Source organism: Bacillus sp. z33 (assembly GCF_058313615.1).
Genome location: NZ_JBZFQN010000002.1, coordinates 31100 through 45062 on the forward strand (window position 1 = coordinate 31100; position 13963 = coordinate 45062).

The 13963-nt window shown below is 37.5% G+C and carries 13 protein-coding genes, 1 tRNA gene and 1 riboswitch; of the genes, 9 read left to right on the forward strand and 5 right to left on the reverse strand.

Annotated features, from left to right (window positions below; translation table 11 throughout):
* Positions 1–106: 106 nt before the first annotated feature.
* From AC4G3L_RS07175 to AC4G3L_RS07190, 4 genes are all read right to left on the reverse strand, one after another.
* Positions 107–1579, reverse strand: coding sequence for an amino acid permease (locus AC4G3L_RS07175; RefSeq protein WP_491076284.1), 1473 nt, complete (start codon positions 1577–1579; stop codon positions 107–109).
* Between the two features lie 224 nt (positions 1580–1803).
* Positions 1804–2481, reverse strand: coding sequence for an ABC transporter ATP-binding protein (locus AC4G3L_RS07180; RefSeq protein WP_491076285.1), 678 nt, complete (start codon positions 2479–2481; stop codon positions 1804–1806).
* A 4-nt stretch (positions 2482–2485) separates the two neighbouring features.
* Complete coding sequence (locus tag AC4G3L_RS07185; RefSeq protein WP_491076286.1) at positions 2486–3553, reverse strand: ABC transporter permease; 1068 nt, start codon at positions 3551–3553, stop codon at positions 2486–2488.
* A 208-nt stretch (positions 3554–3761) separates the two neighbouring features.
* Entirely contained in the window at positions 3762–4664 is a 903-nt protein-coding gene (locus AC4G3L_RS07190; protein ID WP_491076287.1) for a MerR family transcriptional regulator, read from the reverse strand.
* 241 nt (positions 4665–4905) lie between these two features.
* On the opposite strand from AC4G3L_RS07190, the gene AC4G3L_RS07195 reads away from it, so the two are divergent.
* The 7 genes from AC4G3L_RS07195 to AC4G3L_RS07225 all read left to right on the forward strand — a co-directional run bounded on the left by AC4G3L_RS07195 (position 4906) and on the right by AC4G3L_RS07225 (position 12383).
* Positions 4906–5223 (forward strand): DUF3949 domain-containing protein, encoded by a 318-nt coding sequence (locus AC4G3L_RS07195; RefSeq protein ID WP_491076288.1) that lies wholly within the window; start codon positions 4906–4908, stop codon positions 5221–5223.
* 205 nt (positions 5224–5428) lie between these two features.
* The gene (locus AC4G3L_RS07200) at positions 5429–6604 is read left to right on the forward strand and encodes an ABC transporter substrate-binding protein (protein WP_491076289.1); all 1176 of its coding nucleotides are present in this window, start codon (positions 5429–5431) and stop codon (positions 6602–6604) included.
* Positions 6605–6673: 69 nt separating this feature from the next.
* Entirely contained in the window at positions 6674–7552 is an 879-nt protein-coding gene (locus tag AC4G3L_RS07205) for a branched-chain amino acid ABC transporter permease (RefSeq protein ID WP_491076290.1), read from the forward strand.
* Positions 7553–7565: 13 nt separating this feature from the next.
* Entirely contained in the window at positions 7566–8534 is a 969-nt protein-coding gene (locus AC4G3L_RS07210; RefSeq protein WP_491076291.1) for a branched-chain amino acid ABC transporter permease, read from the forward strand.
* The gene (locus AC4G3L_RS07215; RefSeq protein WP_491076292.1) at positions 8509–9288 is read left to right on the forward strand and encodes an ABC transporter ATP-binding protein; all 780 of its coding nucleotides are present in this window, start codon (positions 8509–8511) and stop codon (positions 9286–9288) included. The genes AC4G3L_RS07210 and AC4G3L_RS07215 overlap by 26 nt, the downstream gene beginning before the upstream one ends.
* Positions 9288–9995, forward strand: coding sequence for an ABC transporter ATP-binding protein (locus AC4G3L_RS07220; RefSeq protein ID WP_491076293.1), 708 nt, complete (start codon positions 9288–9290; stop codon positions 9993–9995). Before AC4G3L_RS07215 ends, AC4G3L_RS07220 begins: the two co-directional genes overlap by 1 nt.
* A 479-nt stretch (positions 9996–10474) precedes the next feature.
* Positions 10475–10655: riboswitch (Lysine riboswitch) on the forward strand.
* Positions 10656–10799: 144 nt separating this feature from the next.
* Complete coding sequence (locus AC4G3L_RS07225) at positions 10800–12383, forward strand: Na+/H+ antiporter NhaC family protein (RefSeq protein WP_491076294.1); 1584 nt, start codon at positions 10800–10802, stop codon at positions 12381–12383.
* A 94-nt stretch (positions 12384–12477) separates the two neighbouring features.
* Here the strand turns inward: AC4G3L_RS07225 and AC4G3L_RS07230 are convergent, their stop codons facing one another.
* Positions 12478–12735 (reverse strand): hypothetical protein, encoded by a 258-nt coding sequence (locus tag AC4G3L_RS07230; protein ID WP_491076295.1) that lies wholly within the window; start codon positions 12733–12735, stop codon positions 12478–12480.
* A gap of 211 nt (positions 12736–12946) precedes the next feature.
* Between AC4G3L_RS07230 and AC4G3L_RS07235 the strand changes: the two genes are divergently transcribed.
* Positions 12947–13732 carry a glycosyltransferase family 2 protein gene (locus AC4G3L_RS07235; protein WP_491076296.1) on the forward strand — a complete coding sequence of 262 codons (786 nt, stop codon included), beginning with the start codon at positions 12947–12949 and terminating at the stop codon, positions 13730–13732.
* Between the two features lie 123 nt (positions 13733–13855).
* A tRNA-Gly gene (locus tag AC4G3L_RS07240) sits at positions 13856–13926 on the forward strand.
* Positions 13927–13963 lie beyond the last annotated feature (37 nt).

Consider the following 13963-nt stretch of genomic DNA (forward strand, 5'->3'; position numbering starts at 1 on the left):
TAGGCTAGTTTGTTTCGAGGAAGAGATGAGATAGAATAGAAAGGTTTCTAGATCATATACTTAATGGAGAAAGAACCTCCGTTAGTAACGAGAGGTTCTTCATTCTTCATGCCTTTATTTTTTTCACATTCATTTCTTTCAGAGATACAATCTTTGTTTTCTTAATAAATTTATATCCCAACCAGAAAATCAGAAATAGTGGAAGACTGATATAGGATACCATTAAGCCATACCAATCAATCGGTCCGCCAAATAGAGCATCTGTATTTTGGCCAAGTATGATTAGGATACAGAGCGTGGCAGCAGTGAGTGGTGCGAATGGGAACCATTTTGCTTTATAAGGCAGATCATTTAGATCATAGCCTTGAGCCACATATGCTCTGCGAAAACGATAGTGGCTGATGGCAATGCCAAGCCAAGCGATGAACCCAGATAAACCAGCTGCATTAATGAGCCAGACATAAACCACACCGTCTCCAAAAAATGAACTTAAAAATGCCAGACAGCCAACCAGGCCAGTTGCGATTAAAGCATTGATAGGTACACCTTTTTTGCTCAATTTTCCAAGTGATTTTGGAGCATGTCCTCTTTCCGCTAAGTTCCATAGCATACGAGCTGCTGCATACATTCCTGAATTACCTGCTGAAAGAATAGCAGTTAGGATAATAGCGTTCATAACAGATGCAGCAAAGGCGATGCCAGCGCGCTCAAATAGAATAGTAAATGGGCTCTTTGCCACATTATCAGTGGCAGCCAGCTCTGGACTAGTATAAGGAATAACCAGACCAATGATTAGAATAGATAGGATAAAGAAAATTAAAATTCTCCAAAAAACTGAATTAACGGCTTTAGGAATTGTTTTGCCAGGATTTTCACTTTCACCGGCTGTAACTCCAATTAGTTCTGTTCCCTGAAATGAGAAGCCGACCACCATAAAGACTCCTAATATAGCTGTTATTCCTCCATTAAAAGGTGCATCATCCACTGTGAAGTTTTTGAATCCAATTGCTTCTCCACCGAGAATTCCGAATATCATCAAGACACCTGAGACAATGAAAATAATAATTGCAATCACTTTTATTAATGAAAACCAATATTCAGACTCTCCAAAGCTTTTTACGGAGAGTGCGTTTAAAAGAAAAATAATAAGAAGAAATAATCCGCTCCATAAAGCTGAAGGGCTGTTTGGAAACCAAAATTTCATAATTAACACGATCGCAGATAATTCTGCTGCAATTGTGACGGCCCAGCTATACCAGTAATTCCAACCTTGTGCAAAACCAAATGCGGGATCAACGAATCTCTCTCCATAAATACTGAATGACCCGGCAACTGGCATATGGGCAGCCATTTCTCCAAGGCTAGTCATAAGAAAGTACACCATTATACCGACAATCAGATAGGCAGCAAGTGCACCACCAGGCCCGGCTGTATGAACTGTATTTCCACTGGCAAGGAATAACCCCGTGCCGATCGTTCCTCCAAGTGAAATCATCGTTAAGTGCCTCGATTTTAAATTTCGCTTTAATTTTCTTTTCTTTTTAAATATAGGTCGTTTTTTTGGTATGGAAGATTCCATTTTTTTGTATGCCTCTTTCTTAATTTCATTTTTATAATATAGTAGTTTTATATACCAATTTAGCAGGCAAGCTTAAACATTTTAGTTAATAATCGTAATTTACAGAAAGTTCTGTTTAGGAGGTAGTTTAGAACATGAGGGGCGGCGGCAATAAAAAAGAGCATCACCTCGATTAGCAGGGATGCTCAAATTCTATACATATAACATGGACAGAGAGGGGAAAATTATTTGTTTGATTCTAGAGTAAGCGTTCCATCGACGATTTTATAAACTTTATCGCAATAATCTATCAGTCTAGTATCATGTGTCACCACAATCGTTGTTTTCCCATGGTTAGTCGTAGCGGTTTTTAACATTTCCATGACTTCAAAGGCACGGTCTGAATCAAGGGAAGCGGTTGGTTCGTCGGCGAGAATGATACTTGGATCTGTATATAATGCTTTAGCAATCGCAACACGCTGGCGTTCACCACCTGATAGATCAGATGGGAAACTGTTAAGAAGATCTTCGATTCCCAGTGCATTAATAAGATTCTGTAGCTGTTTTGTTTGCATATTGCTCTTTTTCACTTTATCCAGTAATTGCATTTGCTGATTTACTGTAAGAAAGGGAACAAGGTTAGAAGCTTGCAAAACAAAGCCTATTTCTTTTAATCGAACAGCTCCTCGCTCTTTTTCCTTAAAGTTAGTTAAGTTTTGGCCGTTTACATAAACTTCCCCGTTGCTAGGTGTTTGAAGACCACCTGCAATGGTTAGAAACGTACTTTTCCCGGAACCGGAAGGACCGATTACGGCAATTAATTCTCCTGCGTCTGCTGTAAAGTTAGTCGTTTTTAATGCTTCAATCTCTGTGCGACCGGATTTGAAGACTTTGTTAACTTCTTTTAATTCTAGTAATGCCATAATATTAACCTCCTATCGCATCTAAAGGATCGATTTTGACAATGGTTTGAACAGAGAATAGTGCTCCCAGTATGGATACAACAATCAGGACAACACCATAAATCAGCATGTCAATATAGTTAAAGGCAACAGGAACGGCTGCGGGTAAGAAATAACCAGTTATAAGGGTTAGAATAAAACCAACTAGTACACCTGCCAGAGATAGGATGAAGGTCTGTGCAATTACTGATGTTGATAAATAGCTGTTAGAAATACCCTGAGCTTTCATGACTCCAAAAATACTGATTTTTTGAATCGTCAATACATAAAGGAAAATCGCCAAGATAACGGCAGATATAATAAATAGAAAATAAATCATAAAGGTTAAAGTTAAGTTTTGTTCTGAATATCCAGGCATATTTTCAATAAATGTTTGTGTAGATACAACTTTATGCGCATCATCGACAGTGACGTTGTCTAAGTTATCTGTACGAATGACAAAGCCATTAATTTGGTCCTCTTTTTGTTTTGCAGCTTCACCAAAACGAACTTCTTGAACGGTTTCCAGAGATCCGTACAATACTGGCGCAGCATTGAATTTTGCATCTTCTGTAAATCCGGTAATGGTAAGAGTGGTGTCAGTGGAAGAAAGGCTCAATTCGTCACCAATTTTATACCCCTCATCCTTAAGAGAATCATCAGCGATTACCTCACCAGTTTTACTAAAAGCTTTTCCTTCAGTTACCTCAGGCATAATAAATTCATCTTCACGGATACCGAAAAGAGAGACATTTGCTTTACTATCATCTACTTTTGCAATCGAGTTAAACTGGGACAATACGGCATACTCATCTGTACCATTGCCTTCATAATCGCCAATTTCCATACTTGATTGCGGGAGCGTAATATCTGATTCATCCGTCAAAATGATTCCATTTGCATCCCATTTATCAACGGCTTCTTTATTAAGGTTTTCAAGCCCGTTAGCCAACCCGGATAAAAAGAAGACAAGATAGGAAACAAGTGTTAGAACCCCAACAATTAAAATAAAGCGTAGTTTATTATTTTTAATTTCATTCCAGGCTAAAAACATGCATCCCCATCCTCACATAATTCATATTGTAAATATAGTTAATATATAAATAATGTATAAGAAAAATATAATAATAGCAAATAATTGAATTACAGGGAATTTTGGTTAGAATATAAAAAATCCCCGATAGGCAAACAGACTTTATCTTTTAATCTGTCGGCTTATTGGGGCATATCATGAATAGGGGTGTGAGGATAGTTATTTTATTTTAGAGGTATTGATTGATTTCGTTCAAAATCTGCAGCCAATCTTTATCAGACGGGGATACATCCCAGCGAGGACCTTGTTGTGTGCTTTCTCTAATCCCTAGCCCACCAACGATAAATTTAATCTTTGGATTTTTCTTATAAAGGGCGTCTATGTATTTTTGGACTGCGTTATCATGTTTATCACTGGAAATCGAGATGGCCACTATACCAATATGCTTTTCCTTAATTATCTCATCTAACCCATCAAGTGGTGTATTGGCACCTATATAATAGACCGGATAATGTTGCTCTTTTAAAAAGAGCGTAAAAAGGATTAATCCAAGTTGATGATGCTCTCCTTCCGGACAAATGGCAATCACTTTAGGTTGAACAGGGGATGGTTGGAAAACCGTAAAAAAATTAATGGCGCGCTGAAGCACAATATTACTAATCATATGCTCCTTAATAACAGACAATTCTCCTTGCTCCCAAGCATTACCTACCTTGTACATAAGCGGGACAATAATAGAATAAAAAACAGTTTTGTAATGAAATTGGGAGAAGTATAAATCAAAAAGCTGATTGCATCTTTCAGAATCAAATTGCAAAACTGCATTAAAGAGTTCATCAACTTGTTTACAGAATGGTTGGTTTAATGTGGGGTCTATTGATTGGTTCTGATTGAAAATACCTTTATCTTTTTCCTTTTGAATTTTAAGAAGTTGAACGGCCTGGCTTACGCTCATTTTATTGTTATAAACTTGCTTTTTAAGCCATTTTAAATCATTTATATTTTCCTCAGTATATATTCTGTGACCTGTGTCAGTACGCTTTGGAGTAATGGCATGATAACGGGTTTCCCATGAACGAATAGTAACAGATGGCATATCTAACAGTTTAGAAACAGCGTTAATTTTATACATAAATAACATTTCCCCTAAAATACTTTGGATTCCTACATTTTAACAGTATATTAAATTTATAAAAGAATGCAATTTTGAGGTACTAAAGTAAGATCGTAAATTTAAAGATTACATATCTTTGCGATTAATACTTGAGTCTATTGTTAAAAATTCAAATAATAAATTTGGAGCAGTTTCCATATATTCATACGTACATAATTGGTGTATGGAATTTCTTGAAATAAGTGAAGGATGGGTTGAGATGGGGGTAAAATTGATAGTTGGAATTGGTATTGCTTATATTTTATTGTCTCTTCTACTCTTGCCAATGCAATATAAGTATGTAAAGGGACTAAAAGAAATGGATGAAGAACGAAAAAAGCTGGGGGTTTCTCAAGGTGAATTTTATGAGAACATGAGTTTTGAAAACCAACTGCTCCATTCCAATGCACAAGGAAATCTGGTTTTTATAGGGGCCAATTTATTGGCAACCGCTCTATTTCAATATAAACTTGCTGAACGAAAAAAGGCAGTAACTGATCTATACAAAGTTAATTCCCATACATATAGCCAAAAGTGAACCCAGTCATGAGACTGGGTTCTTTCAGTTCATTATTTGTTTTTAAGGTTATAGATTGAATTGTATGTATTGCTATAATATCAAAATAAAAAAATATATGTACATATTTTCCTGTACGAGTTAAACTATATTCAGAATATTTTAATCTTTCAATTAAATCACCGTTTCATATCTTTATCTATATGAAAAACAGGGGGCATGTGTAATGAAAAAGAAGCAACTCGCAGGTATTATTCTTTCATTATCATTAGGTATGGGTGTTATGGCTGGATGCGGTGGGGAGAAATCGAGCGGCGGAGAAAAGGGAGATACGATTAAAATTGGAGCAAACCTTGAATTAACCGGAGGCGGCGCATCCTATGGTCAATCGATTGTGGAAGGGATGGAATTGGCACTTGATGAAATAAACAAAGAAGGTGTGGAAGGCAAAAAGCTGAAGATTGTGAAATACGATAATAAATCGGATGCAGCAGAAGCAACGACTGGAGCTATAAAGCTCGCCAGCCAGGATAAGGTAAATGTCATGATTGGTGCGGCAACGAGTACAAATACGCTAGCACAGGTCCAAGTTGCAAACGACAATAAAGTACCATTAATTACACCGACAGGAACAAATGAAACCATTACTTCAAAGGATGGCGAGGTCAATGAATATGTATTTAGAACATGTTTTATTGATCCGTTCCAGGGAACAGTTGCAGCAAACTTTGCTCAGCAGGAATTGGGAGCAAAAACAGCTGCTATTTATGTAGATAGCTCCAGTGACTATTCCAAGGGGCTGGCAGCAGCCTTTAAAGATGCATTTACAAAAGCGGGCGGTCAAATTGTAGCAGAGGAAGCGTTCTTACAAAAAGATACTGATTTTCAATCAACGCTGACAAGAATTAAAAAAGCGAGTCCAGATTTTATTTTTGTTCCGGCATTCTATGAAGAAGTTGGCTTAATTTTAAAACAGGCACGTGAGTCAGGAATTGACGTTCCGGTTATGGGAGGAGACGGTTGGGATTCTCCTAAGTTAATCGAGATTGCAGGTACAGAAGCACTGAATAATACCTTTATAACGAATCATTATTCTGCTGGAGATCCGGACAAAAAAATTCAGGATTTTGTATCAGCATTTAAAAAGAAATATAAAGATAAATCACCTGATGCCTTTGCTGCGCTTGGTTACGATACAGCCTACTTCATTGCTGATTCCATCAAACGTGCAGGGGATAATGCAACACCCGAAAAAATTAAAGATGCTTTGGCGGAAACAAAAGACTTACAACTTGTATCGGGTAATTTAACGATGGATGAAAATCATAATCCAGTTAAGTCAGCTTCTATTTTAAAATATGAAAATGGTAAGCAAGTTTTTGAAACGAAGGTAAATCCATAAGAAAGAAGAATAGGAAGCTTTGTTAAAAAGCTTCCTGTTTTTGAAATATGGACGGAGGGGAGTCGGGTTATGGAATTCATTCAGCAAATGGTAAATGGGATATCACTTGGCAGTATATACGCTTTAATAGCACTGGGTTATACGATGGTATATGGAATTGTAAAACTAATCAATTTTGCACATGGCGATGTATTTATGGTCGGGTCATTTATTGGCTTTTATGCCATTACGATTATGGAATTATCTTTTTTCCCCGCATTGCTTCTAGCCATGGTGGCTTGTGCCATATTTGGAGTTTTAATTGAACGGATTGCGTATAAACCTCTTCGCAATGCCACTCGTATAGCAGCACTCATCACGGCAATAGGTGTTTCCTTATTAATTGAAAACGGGATGATTCGCATCAGGGGAGCGCAGCCTGAAGCATATCCAAAGGATGTTCTGCCATCTGAAACCATAGATATCTTTGGTGTTATGATAAAAAGTCAATCACTGATGATTTTGGGTGTATCAATCTTCCTAATGCTCGTCCTGCAATTTGTTGTTCATAAAACCAAAATTGGCCGGGCGATGCGTGCGGTTTCATTTGATGCGGATGCAGCAAAATTAATGGGAATCAACGTTAACAATACAATTTCTGCTACGTTCGCGATAGGATCTGCTCTTGCTGGTGCTGCAGGTGTTATTTTTGGGACTTACTATACAAAAATAGAGCCATTAATGGGAGTGATGCCAGGTCTTAAAGCTTTTGTCGCTGCTGTTCTCGGAGGAATTGGTATTATTCCGGGAGCCATGGTTGGTGGACTGCTACTTGGTGTAGTAGAGGCGTTGGTCAGTGCCTTCGGGTTATCCTTATGGAGAGATGCAGCTGCATTTGTTGTCCTTATCTTGATTTTAATTTTTATGCCGCAGGGCTTATTTGGAAAAAACCGAAGAGAAAAAGTGTAAGGGAGACATAGTGATGGCAATTTTTAAGAAGGTTAAAGGTTTTTGGCTCTCTATTTTACTCTCATTCGTTTTGTTTGCCTTAATACAGTTTCTTATTTCAGGCGAATATATAAATGTTTTTTATACTAATCTTATTATCACGATTGGGATTAATATCATCCTTGCTGTTAGTTTGCATTTAATTATTGGTATTACAGGACAATTTTCAATTGGACATGCAGGCTTTTTGGCAGTTGGGGCATATGCATCTGCTATTATGTCTATGAATTTTGAAATCCCTTTCTTTTTGGCTATGCTGATTGGAGGAATCATAGCGGCTTTGGTCGGCATGATTATAGGGATTCCGAGCTTACGATTAAAGGGTGATTACTTAGCGATTGCCACACTTGGATTTGGGGAAATTGTTCGTATTGTTTTCCTTAATATGGATTATATTGGCGGGGCGAGAGGGATGCTGGTCACTCAAATGACGACTTGGTCCTGGGTGTTTGGCTGTATTTTAGTGACGATTATTGTCATTCGGAATTTCACTAATTCCACTCATGGTCGTGCATGTATATCTGTTAGGGAAGATGAAACAGCAGCAGATTCTATGGGGATTAACACTACGTATTATAAAGTAGCTGCCTTTGTCATTGGTGCCTTTTTTGCTGGAATTGCAGGTGGTTTATACGCCCATAACTTTTATATTGTACAGCCGTCTACCTTTGGCTTCCTAAGGTCCTTTGATATTTTAATATTCGTAGTTTTGGGAGGATTGGGCAGCTTGTCAGGTTCGGTGATTGCAGCTATTCTTTTAACATTCATTTCTTCGTTTTTATCAGACTATTCGGAAACAAGAATGCTCCTTTACAGTATTATCTTAATCGTGACAATGCTATACAGGCCACAGGGATTGATGGGTACAAGGGAAATCACCTCATTTTTCAAAAGGAAGACTAAAGGGGGAGTGAAGGATGCAAACCATCAAACCACTACTTAAGGTTGACAATATTGGGATTCGATTTGGAGGATTAAGAGCGGTAGCAGATGTGTCTATGGAGCTGTTTCCAGGAGAACTTTGCGGCTTAATAGGCCCTAATGGAGCAGGGAAAACAACCTTTTTTAATCTTTTAACTGGGGTCTATGTACCATCAGAGGGAACAATCTATTTAGATGATGAAAAACTAAATAAACTGCCACCTTACAAAATTACAAGAAAGGGAATTAGCAGGACGTTCCAAAATATTCGTTTGTTCGGCGATTTATCTGTCATTGATAATGTGAAAGTAGCTTATCATTCACAGGCTAGACATTCTATGTTCAGTTCAATAGTTAGAATGCCCAATCATTTTTCCGGAGAAAAAGAGATGGACCAAAAAGCCGTCGAGTTTTTGAAAATATTTAATTTGGATTCATATCGCGATGAAAAAGCCAAGAATCTCCCATATGGAATGCAGCGCAGGCTTGAAATAGCAAGAGCTTTAGCGACGAATCCGCGGTTACTCTTACTGGATGAACCGGCAGCAGGAATGAATCCTAAAGAAACTGACCAGCTGATGGACTTAATCAGCTTAATACGTGAAAAATTTGATTTAACAGTACTTTTGATTGAGCATGATATGCAACTTGTGATGGGTGTGTGTGAACGTATTTATGTACTTGATCACGGACAATTAATCGCCCACGGAACACCGGATGAAGTGCGCAATAATCCTAAGGTTATAGAGGCATATCTAGGTGAGGAGGTATCCTGATGCTGAAGGTCGAAGATATTAATGTTTACTATGGCAATATTCAGGCATTAAGAGGAATATCTTTTCATATTGAGGAAGGGGAAATTGTCACATTAATCGGTGCTAATGGAGCTGGCAAAAGTACATTGCTCAAAACTGTTTCAGGTTTACTTAAACCGAAACAAGGTCAAATCATATATCAGGATAAATCAATTGCTGGAAAAGCAGCACAAGAGATTGTAAAGCAGGGAATCTCACATGTACCAGAAGGACGCCGAGTTTTTGCCAATATGACAGTGGATGAAAATTTACAGCTCGGTGCTTACTTACGTAAGGATCGAGTTGGGATTAAGGAGGATCTGGAGAAGGTATTTGAGCTTTTTCCCAGGTTGAATGAACGGCTGAAACAGCCTGCAGGAACACTGTCTGGTGGAGAACAGCAAATGCTTGCGATGGGAAGGGCATTAATGGCAAAACCGAAATTACTTTTACTCGATGAGCCATCTATGGGACTTGCACCACTCCTTGTTAAAACGATTTTTCGTATAATCGAAGAAATTAATGCCTCGGGGACAACTATCCTACTTGTTGAACAAAATGCTAATTTAGCTTTATCGATTGCTAATCGTGCTTATGTGGTAGAGACCGGTAGAATTGTTCTCTCAGGATCTGCAGATGAGTTGACCTCAAGTGAAAAGGTTAAAATGGCTTATCTTGGCGGGCATTAAAGGATAAAAATCACTCCTCTGTAACTTCTGCTGAGGAGTGATTTTATGTAGGCCATAGTTCATATTAATGGTACATGGCTTGATATAAATTCAATATGCATTTTAATTAATAAGATAACTGGTAAAACCTTTGCTCAATCTTCCAGATTCACTTTTTTAAGTAGAGTATTATAAAAATAATACGTGGAATTAACGGGAACATTAACCTATACTGCTTATTCTAGAATCTCTTTCTCTTCCTCGATTGCTGAGATTCTATCTAGAGTATTTACGATAAGAATCGAAAAAGCTTATCGGTTTCTTAACAATAATTTTATTACTACAAGCTATTATATATAATCTGGGAATGTGTAAAATTTGAAAGACCTAATCTATATAATTAATCAAATAGCTGAAAAAACCACATCTATTCCCCGTTGTGAATAATATTGGTATCTGTTATATTAAAATAATAGTAACAGAATAGTACCTTATCATTTCGATGGGGTAGAGGTGCAGGTTTCAAGAGTAAGCTATGTGAGGATGACAACAGAGATCATAGCCCAAAGGGGAGACTGCCGAAGCAAGTTGATTAGTCAAAAATGAACTTGCTGGGGTTGTTTTGAATAAAAGCAACACTGTCATTGTAAGAGGTTCTTATAATGAGGAGCTACAAGTCGTGATGGAGAAAGATAAGCTGATACAGGGTTGCATTAGATATTTCTCTATTGCAGCCCTTCTTTATTCTCTTTTATGCTGGAAGAAAAGAGAGCAAAGGTACAGCCCACACGGTGAGTTCCCCTTAATTATGTGGAGGAGGAAAAAATGGAAACGACAGTTTATACAATCATTCCCCCATTATTGGCCATTTTGATGGTGGCCTTAACAAGAAAAGTTTTGCTATCCCTCGGAATGGGAATTGTGGCATCGGCTTTCATGCTTGCTGATTTTAAAATGGGAGAAACATTTATTCTTATATGTGATGCCGTAAAAGGAATCTTTATTTCAGATGGGTCACTTAATGTATCCAATATATATATTATTTTATTCTTACTCATCCTTGGTATTATTACTGCGTTTATTTCAATCTCAGGTGGGAGCCGCGCTTTTGGTGAATGGGCGATGAGACATGTAAAAACAAGAGTTGGTGCCCAATTAGTAGCGGCCTTGCTTGGAATACTCATTTTTATTGACGATTATTTTAATGCCTTGGCAGTTGGCCAAGTAGCACGTCCAATAACGGACAGACATAAGATACCGAGAGCAAAACTTGCCTATCTCATTGATTCCACCTCGGCACCAGTCTGTGTAATTATGCCGGTTTCGAGCTGGGGAGCTTATATTATTGCGTTGATTGGGGGTATTTTCGTAACTCATCAAGTGACAGAATACAGTTCCTTATCAGCATTTATTCAAATGATTCCAATGAACTTTTATGCGACTACAGCATTGGTTATGGTTTTTATTGTTATCTACCGAAATTGGAATGTCGGCCCAATGAAATTACACGAGGAAAGAGCAGAAGCGGAAGGCATTCTTTATAACCCAGCCAAGACAGTGCCGGGAGAATTAAAAGAAGATTTACCGAGAAGTACGACAGGTAGAGTCGGAGATTTAGTGATTCCCATTGTGACTCTTATTATTGGTACAGTAGCTGCCATGTTATGGACAGGTTATCAGGAAGTTGCCGGCCATGCGACTCTTTTGACTATTTTTGAAAATACTAATGTCACTAAATCATTAGTGTTGGGTGGTACAATCGGTATAATCGTAACCATTCTTATGTTTTTACGACAAGTCTTTATACTGCGTGGAGTCTCTATAAAAGTGTTTACCAAGGGACTTAAGCATGGAATTGGCGCTATGCTGCCAGCGGTATATATTTTATTATTTGCCTGGACCATCGTTGACTTGATAGGTAGGCTTGGAACAGGCCAGTATTTAGCAGGATTAGTACACTCCTTAAATTTAAATGTATCTTTCCTTCCGTTGTTATTATTTTTACTAGCCGGATTGATGACATTTGCAACGGGTACTTCATGGGGGTCGTTTGGGATTCTGCTTCCAATAGCCGGAGAAATTGCGGCAGCGACAGATATTACGATGATTTTACCCGCTATGGCAGCTGTGTTGGCCGGTGCTGTATTTGGTGACCATTGCTCTCCTATATCAGATACAACAATACTTTCTTCTACAGGTGCCTGTGCGCATCATATCGATCATGTGATGACGCAACTCCCATATGCTTTAATTAGTGCAGGTATTGCCATGACAGGGTATATTGTTCTTGGATTTACAGGAAGTACACCATTTGCACTGATGATCGTTATCGTATTGCTTGCTTCATTTGCTTGGATGACTAAGCCACGAAAACAAGAACAAATGGAAAACAGTATAATGAATACTTAAAATAGGATAGCCGGGAAACCGGCTATTTTTTTTACAAGGGGGGCGTGATAATCCAGAGTTCTCTAGCCTGCTCCTTTTAGATTGTTAATCTATTTTAACCAAGCATTTTCTTATAGGCTCTGACTATTAATCCACAAATCACTGCAACCCCGAAGAAGGTAATTAGGAAAGTCAGTGGAGAGGCGGATGTTCCAAAAACAACTTCATTTTGAAGTAGTTCTACGTTCCCCCATTTATCATCAAAATCAGGTTTATAATACCTTGTTTTAATATAGCCTACTAGGAGTGGTCCACCTATATAGATCAAATGAATGATAAAGGAAACAACTAATGATTGAATAATCGTTTTCAATGAAAGACACTCCCTTCAACACCTGCTATTCCATAATAATCCATATGAGGTATTTCAGTAACTATCATTTGCTAAAAAAATTAAGGAACCTTTAAAATTCGGTTCATAAAAGTGTTTAATCTGTTAATAAAATGGATACATAATATTATATTTGTATAACAATTGATCTTTGGGAGATTTAGTATGAATCATTTTAGGAGGGTGAGGAATCATGAGAAGCAGTATTCCATTTAGGACATTAGTATCCATTATTATGCCTAGCTATAATTCAGAGGTATCTATTCGTCAAACCATTGAGTCAGTTAAAAAGCAAACCTATGAGAATTGGGAATTCATTATTGTTGATAATGCCTCTACTGATAATAGCAGGAGTTTAATAAGAGAGTACCTAATGGAAGATTCCAGAATAAAATTAATTACCCTTCAGGAAAATGTCGGACCGGGAGAAGCTAGAAATATGGCTATTAAATCTGCTAAAGGTCATTATATTGCCTTTCTTAACATTGATGATTTATGGGCACCAAATAAATTGGAAAAACAGCTTGAATTTATGCAAGCACATAACTTGGCATTTAGTTACACGGATTATCAATTTATTGATGAGAGAAACCTTGCTTATGAACCTGTCATAAAGATGCCTAATCAACTTACATATCAAGACTTGTTAAGAAATACAACAGCGATTGGCACTTCAACTGTTATAATCGATCAATATAAAGTTGGGAAAGTTCAATTGACCAACAATCGCCATATACCAGAAGATTTTGCTCTCTGGCTTTCTATATTAAAACGAGGATTTAAAGCAATGAGATTAAAAAGCGTTCATGCTTATCTAAGAAAGAGTAATTATATATTGGAAAAAAGCAATTATCAATCTGCTACCCGAATTTGGTCATTATATCGTGAAGTGGAGAAATTAAGTGTCTTTGAATCGGCTTTTTGCTTTGTGAATAATGCGAAACAAGAAGCAAGAAGAAATCGAAGTTTAAAGGTATGAGAAGAACTGGCGTCCGTTACTTTTGAGGATGCCAGTTTTATTTATTAAATAAATTTTGCAGTTTTTGTCGAAAAAAGATTGAAATATGTTGAACAATCTGCTAGTATAATACTTATCTTATTTGCGGGTGTAGTTTAGTGGTAAAACCTCAGCCTTCCAAGCTGATGATGAGGGTTCGATTCCCTTCACCCGCTCTTAATTTCCGTTAACAACGCAGTGTTTCGTAACCTT

Bases quoted from the DNA above. Each gene is read 5' to 3' on its own strand.
- AC4G3L_RS07215 (WP_491076292.1), top strand. From the start codon at position 8,509: ATGCAAACCATCAAACCACTACTTAAGGTTGACAATATTGGGATTCGA.
- AC4G3L_RS07175 (WP_491076284.1), bottom strand. From the start codon at position 1,579: ATGGAATCTTCCATACCAAAAAAACGACCTATATTTAAAAAGAAAAGA.
- AC4G3L_RS07190 (WP_491076287.1), bottom strand. From the start codon at position 4,664: ATGTATAAAATTAACGCTGTTTCTAAACTGTTAGATATGCCATCTGTT.
- AC4G3L_RS07195 (WP_491076288.1), top strand. From the start codon at position 4,906: ATGGGGGTAAAATTGATAGTTGGAATTGGTATTGCTTATATTTTATTG.
- AC4G3L_RS07205 (WP_491076290.1), top strand. From the start codon at position 6,674: ATGGAATTCATTCAGCAAATGGTAAATGGGATATCACTTGGCAGTATA.
- AC4G3L_RS07210 (WP_491076291.1), top strand. From the start codon at position 7,566: ATGGCAATTTTTAAGAAGGTTAAAGGTTTTTGGCTCTCTATTTTACTC.
- AC4G3L_RS07235 (WP_491076296.1), top strand. From the start codon at position 12,947: ATGAGAAGCAGTATTCCATTTAGGACATTAGTATCCATTATTATGCCT.
- AC4G3L_RS07185 (WP_491076286.1), bottom strand. From the start codon at position 3,553: ATGTTTTTAGCCTGGAATGAAATTAAAAATAATAAACTACGCTTTATT.
- AC4G3L_RS07220 (WP_491076293.1), top strand. From the start codon at position 9,288: ATGCTGAAGGTCGAAGATATTAATGTTTACTATGGCAATATTCAGGCA.
- AC4G3L_RS07180 (WP_491076285.1), bottom strand. From the start codon at position 2,481: ATGGCATTACTAGAATTAAAAGAAGTTAACAAAGTCTTCAAATCCGGT.
- AC4G3L_RS07200 (WP_491076289.1), top strand. From the start codon at position 5,429: ATGAAAAAGAAGCAACTCGCAGGTATTATTCTTTCATTATCATTAGGT.
- AC4G3L_RS07225 (WP_491076294.1), top strand. From the start codon at position 10,800: ATGGAAACGACAGTTTATACAATCATTCCCCCATTATTGGCCATTTTG.